Raw genomic sequence first — 5,721 nt, forward strand, 5'->3', positions numbered from 1 at the left:
GCTCAGCACCACCTGGGTCAGGACCAACAGCTTGCCCACCGAACCCTCGCCGAGGGTCAGCACGCCGATCAGGGCCGGGACGATGGCCAGGCCCCGGGTGATCAGCCGCCGCTGCCAGCAGGGTATCTTGAGGTTCAGGAAGCCCTCCAGGATCACCTGGCCGGCGATGGTGCCGGTGAAGGTCGAGCTCTGGCCAGAGGCGAACAGGGCGATCCCGAACAGCAGTCCGGCCACGGCCGCGCCGGTCAGGGGCTCGAGCAGGCGGTGGGCCTCCTCGATGCCGGCCACCGCGGTGTTACCCGTGCGATGAAAGGCCGAGGCCGCCAGGATCAGGATGGCGGCGTTGATGAACAGGGCCACGGCCAGGGAGGCCACGGTGTCCAGCGTCGCCAGCTTCAGGGCGGAGCGTTTGGATGTTTCGTCGGGAGCCACCACCCGGGTCTGGACGATCGCCGAGTGCAGATAGAGGTTATGCGGCATGATCGTCGCGCCGACGATGCCGATGGCCAGGTACAGAGCGTTGCCTTGCTTCAGCGCGTCCAACGAGGGGACCAGGCCCCGCGCCACCTCGCCGGCGTCGGGCTTGATCAGGATCAGCTGCGCCAGGAAGCAGATGCCGATGGTGGCGACCAGGCCCAGGATGATCGCCTCCAGCTGGCGGAAGCCCTTGCCCTTCAGGCCCAGCACGATGACCGTGTCCAGCGCGGTCAGCAGCACCCCGACCCATAGCGGTATGCCCAGCAGCAGCTTGAAGGCCAAGGCGCTGCCCAGCACCTCAGCGATGTCGCAGGCGATGATCGCGATCTCGGCCAGGAACCACTGAGCCTTGACCGTGCGCGGCCCGTAGCGGTCGCGCGACATCTGGGCCAGGTCGCGGCCGGTCACCAGGCCCAGCCGGAGGCTCAGGGTCTGCAGGACGATGGCCGCCAGGCTCGACAGCACCACCACGAACAGCAGGGCCGTGCCGTAGCGCGACCCGGCCTCGATGTCAGTCGCCCAGTTGCCGGGGTCCATGTAGCCGACGCTGATCAGCAGGCCCGGCCCGGCGAAGCGCAGCGCGCGCTTCCAGGGAGACAGCCCGTCCGGCACCGCCACGGCCCCGCGCACCTCGGCGGGACAGAACGGGGCGGTGGCGGTCTTGGGCAGGGAGAACATGGCGCCAAGCGTTAGCGTGGATTCGGTCCTCCCCCTATGGGGAGGTGTCGGCGAAGCCGACGGAGGGGGGAGTGATCGGAAAGCGGCCACAACCCGGATCGACGATCCTAAAACTCCCCCCGCCGATCGCTGCGCGATCGCCTCCCCCACAGGGGGAGGGCCTTTGTCCTAGACGATCTGGCTCTCGCCCTTACCCCAGTACGCATCCCGGATCAGCCGCTTGTAGAGCTTGCCGGTCGGGTGCCTCGGCAGCTCGGCCATGAAGTCGATGCGCCGGGGCGACTTCACGTGGCTGAGGTTGGCGCGGGCGAAGGCCATCAGCTCTTCGGCCAGGGCGACCTGGTCCGCCCCAGCGTCCAGGGGCTGGATCACCGCCACCACCTGCTCGCCCATCTCCTCGTGCGGGGCGCCGATCACGGCGGCGTCGGCGACCTTGGGGTGGGTGATCAGCAGGTTCTCGATCTCCTGCGGATAGATGTTCACCCCGCCCGAGATGATCATGAAGCTCTTGCGGTCGGTCAGGTAGAGGTAGCCCTCCTCGTCGACCCAGCCCACGTCGCCCAGTGTCGTCCAGCCATGCTGGTTGTAGCTTTCGGCCGTCTTGTCCGGGGCGTTGTGGTAGTTCACCGCCGGGCCGTTGGCGAAATAGACGGCGCCCTCGGTGCGGACCGGCACGGGCTCGCCGGCCTCGTCGCAGATCCGTAGCTCGCCGAGCACCGCCTGGCCGACGCTGCCCTTGTGGGCCAGCCAGTTGTCGGAATTGATCCAGCAGAAGCCGTTGCCCTCGGTGCCGGCGTAGTATTCGAAGATCACGGGCCCCCACCAGGCGATCATCTGTTCCTTGACCGGCACGGGGCAGGGGGCGGCGGCGTGGACCGCCGACCGGATCGACGACACGTCGTACTTGGCGCGAACCTCAGGCGGCAGCTTCAGCATCCGCACGAAGTGGGTCGGCACGAACTGGCCGCAGCTGACCTTGTACCGTTCGATCAGGGCCAGGGCGGCCTCGGGATCGAACTTCTCCATCACGATCACCGTGCCGCCGATCTTCTGCACGGTCATGCACCAGCGCAGCGGGGCGGCGTGATAGAGCGGGGCGGGCGAGAGATAGACGCTGTCGCCGTCGAAGCCGAACAACCCCATGGCCATCATCTGCAGGGCGTGGGGCGCGTCGATCGGCCCGCCGTTCAGCGCCGGCTTGACCCCCTTGGGCCGGCCGGTGGTGCCCGAGGAATAGAGCATGTCCGAGCCCGCCGTCTCGTCGGCGATAGGCGTTGTCGGCATCGCGACGCGGGCGGCTTCGAAATCCTCGAACGGAGCCTTGCCGCCCTCGACGCGGAACAGCCGCACGCCGGGGATCAGCGGCGCGACGGCCTGGGCCACCTCGTCCAGCGCCGGGCTGACGATCAGGACCTGGGCTCCGCAGTCCTTGACGATGTACTCGACCTCGCCCGCCGTCAGCTTGGTCGAGACGCAGGTGTAGTAGAGCCCGGCGCGCTGGGCGGCCCAGGCGATCTCGAAGAAGCGGGCGTTGTTGTCCATCAGGATGGCGATCACGTCGCCGGCGTTCAGGCCCAGCGACCGGAACAGCTGCGCCCCCTGGTTCGAGCGGGCGTCGAGCTGGGCGTAGGTCACGGTTTCGCCCGAGCCGGCCATGATGTAGGCGGGCTTGTCGGGTTGGGTCTGGGCGTGATGGAACGGATGCATCAGGCGGCGACCTCGGTCCTGGCGGCCTGACGGATCATGTCAGAGGCCTTTTCGGCGATCATGATGGTGGGGGCGTTGGTGTTGCCCGACACCAGGCGCGGCATGACCGAGGCGTCGACCACCCGCAGGCCAGTGACGCCGCGCACCCGAAGTTGGCTGTCGACCACGGCCATCGGCCCCGCGCCCATCTGGCAGGTGCCGACCGGGTGATAGATCGTCGAGCCCGAGGCGCGGGCGTATTCCAGCAGCATGGCGTCGCTGGCGAAGTCGGCGCCGGGGTTCATCTCGTGGTCGATCAGCGGCGCGATGGCCGACTGGGCGGCGATCTTGCGGGCCCAGCGCAGGCCGGCGACGGTGACCTCCTGGTCCAGCGGATCGGACAGGTAGTTGGCGAAGATCGCCGGATAGGTGGTCGGGTCGGCCGACTTGATGCGGATGTGGCCCCGGCTCTCGGGCCGCAGCTGGCACGGGGCGATGGTCAGGCCCGGCGCGCCCTCCAGCTCCATCTTCTGCTCGTTGAACAGCTTCTCCAGGTCCATCGTGGCCGGGAGGATGTGGAACTGGATGTCCGGCTCCGCGAGGTCCGGGCGCGACTTGCAGAAGGCGGCGATGTGGGCCGCCGACAGGGTCAGCAGGCCCTTGCGCTGGAACAGGTACTTCAGCGCCTCAGCCGCGAGGCGCCCGCCCTTGCTCTGTTCGTTGACCGACACCGTCCCGGCCTTCAGGCGGAAGCGCGCGCCGGTGACATAGTGGTCCTGCAGGTTCTCGCCGACGCCGGGCAGGTCGTGGACCACGGCGATGCCATGTTCAGCGAGAAGTTGGCCCGGACCGACGCCCGACAGCTGCAGCAGTTGCGGCGAGTTGATCGCCCCGCCGGCCAGGATCACCTCGACCCGCGCCTTGGCGGTGCGGACCACGCCGTTCTGGCTGAACGCGACGCCCACGGCGCGCTTGCCCTCGAACAGCACCTTGCGCGCCAGGGCGTTGGTCTCGACCTGGAGGTTCGCGCGGCCCATGGCCGGGTGCAGATAGGCCACCGCCGCCGAGCAGCGCTGGCCGTTCTTCACCGTCAGCTGGTAGTAGGCCACGCCCTCCTGCTGGGCGCCGTTGACGTCGGCGTTGCGCGGGATTCCGGCCTCGACGCAGGCCTCGACCACGGCGTCCGAGATCGGGTTGGTCTCGGTGACGTCCGAGACGTTCAGCGGGCCGCCGGTCGCGTGCCAGTCGCCGCAGTCGCCGCGCTCCTGGTGCTGGGCCTTGCGGAAATACGGATAGACGTCGTCCCAGGCCCAGCCCTCGCAGCCCAGCTGCCGCCAGCCGTCATAGTCTGCCTGTTGGCCGCGGATGTAGAGCAGGCCGTTGATCGAGGACGAGCCGCCCAGCACCTTGCCGCGCGGCCAGACGTGCGAGCGCCCGCCAGTGCCGGGGTCCGGCTCGGTGGCGTACAGCCAGTTGACCTTGGGATCCTTCAGGGTCTGGGCGTAGCCGACCGGGATATGGATCATCAGGTTCGACAGGAACTGGGAGGGGTTCTTGGTCGGCCGGTCGTCGCCTCCGGCCTCCAGCAGCAGCACCTTGTGCTTGCCGTCCTCGGACAGCCGCGCCGCCAGCACGCAACCGGCCGAGCCGGCGCCCACCACGATGTAGTCGGCCTCGATGATCGACGTCATCGGATCCTCCCTCGTCCGTTCCGCGTGTACCCGCGTAATCGGTGTTCACCCACAATGCGCGGGTCTGGCCAGGAGGCAAGGGTGTCGTCGGGGAAGGCCTTGCGTCCTTCGAGGCCCGCTGCGCGGGCGCCTCAGGATGAGGAGCTTTGTTGGCTCTGACTTCCTCATCCTGAGGTGCGTAGCGCAGCGAAGCCTCGAAGGACGCAAGGCGGTTGCCGCGATTTCATACGCGTGTTTGAGTACCGCCAAACCCGGAGGAAACCACCATGGCCGCGCCCAGCTTCGAGACCCTGCTCTACGCCGTCGAGGATGGGATCGCGACCATCACCCTGAACCGTCCGGAGAAACTGAACGCCTTCACCGCCCGGATGATGAAGGAGATGATCGACGTCTTCGATCTCACCGACAACGACGACGCTGTGCGGGTGGTGATCGTCACCGGCGCGGGCCGGGCCTTCTGCGCGGGGGCCGACCTGTCGGGCGGCGGGGCCACGTTCGACCGCACCAATCCCCAGGCGCTGGAGCGGGAAGAGGGCAAGGTCGGCGACATCTATCGCGACGGCGGCGGCCGCGTGGTGCTGCGGATGTACGAAAGCCTCAAGCCGATCATCGCCGCCGTGAACGGCGCGGCGGTCGGGGTGGGGGTGACCATGCAGCTGCCGATGGACATCCGCCTGGCCTCGACCGACGCCAAGTTCGGCTTCGTGTTCGCCCGCCGAGGCATCACGCCCGAGGCCTGCTCGTCCTGGTTCCTGCCGCGTCTGGTCGGCATGCAGACGGCGCTGGAATGGTGCTTCACCGGCCGGGTGTTCAGCGCCCAGGAGGCGCACGAGCGCGGCCTGGTCCGCTCGCTGCACGCGCCCGAGGACCTGCTGCCCGCCGCCCGGGCCCTGGCCCGCGAGATCGCCGACAACACCGCGCCCGTTTCGGTGGCCCTGTCGCGCCAGCTGCTGTGGCGCATGGCCGGCGCTGATCACCCGATGGAGGCCCACAAGGCCGACAGCCGCGCCATCCAGTCGCGCGGCGCGGCCGGCGACGCCAAGGAAGGCGTCAGCTCGTTCCTGGAGAAGCGCCAGCCGGTGTATCCGGACAAGGTTTCGGCGGATCTGCCCGACATCTGGCCGGCCTGGGGCGCGCATCCGTTCAAGTAGTTTCGATCTCCGATCCACATACAGCCGTCATCCCGGGC

Annotated in this window: 4 protein-coding genes; 1 reads left to right on the plus strand and 3 read right to left on the minus strand. The window is 68.7% G+C overall.

Going from position 1 to position 5,721, the window contains the following annotated elements; translation table 11 throughout:
- From AC1DZ6_RS17390 to AC1DZ6_RS17400, 3 genes are all read right to left on the minus strand, one after another.
- Positions 1-1,155, minus strand: a 1,155-nt coding sequence (locus AC1DZ6_RS17390; protein ID WP_477098398.1) for an Nramp family divalent metal transporter, incomplete at its 3' end; no start/stop codon positions are given.
- A 168-nt stretch (positions 1,156-1,323) separates the two neighbouring features.
- Positions 1,324-2,862: an acyl-CoA synthetase gene (locus tag AC1DZ6_RS17395; RefSeq protein ID WP_477098399.1), complete on the minus strand. Its 1,539-nt coding sequence runs from the start codon at positions 2,860-2,862 to the stop codon at positions 1,324-1,326.
- Positions 2,862-4,532, minus strand: coding sequence for a GMC family oxidoreductase (locus AC1DZ6_RS17400; RefSeq protein ID WP_477098400.1), 1,671 nt, complete (start codon positions 4,530-4,532; stop codon positions 2,862-2,864). The genes AC1DZ6_RS17395 and AC1DZ6_RS17400 overlap by 1 nt, the downstream gene beginning before the upstream one ends.
- Before the next feature lie 266 nt (positions 4,533-4,798).
- On the opposite strand from AC1DZ6_RS17400, the gene AC1DZ6_RS17405 reads away from it, so the two are divergent.
- Positions 4,799-5,683 carry a crotonase/enoyl-CoA hydratase family protein gene (locus tag AC1DZ6_RS17405; RefSeq protein ID WP_477098401.1) on the plus strand — a complete coding sequence of 295 codons (885 nt, stop codon included), beginning with the start codon at positions 4,799-4,801 and terminating at the stop codon, positions 5,681-5,683.
- The last annotated feature ends 38 nt before the right edge of the window (positions 5,684-5,721 follow it).

The sequence above is a fragment of the Caulobacter sp. P1_B12_2 genome, assembly GCF_056406675.1.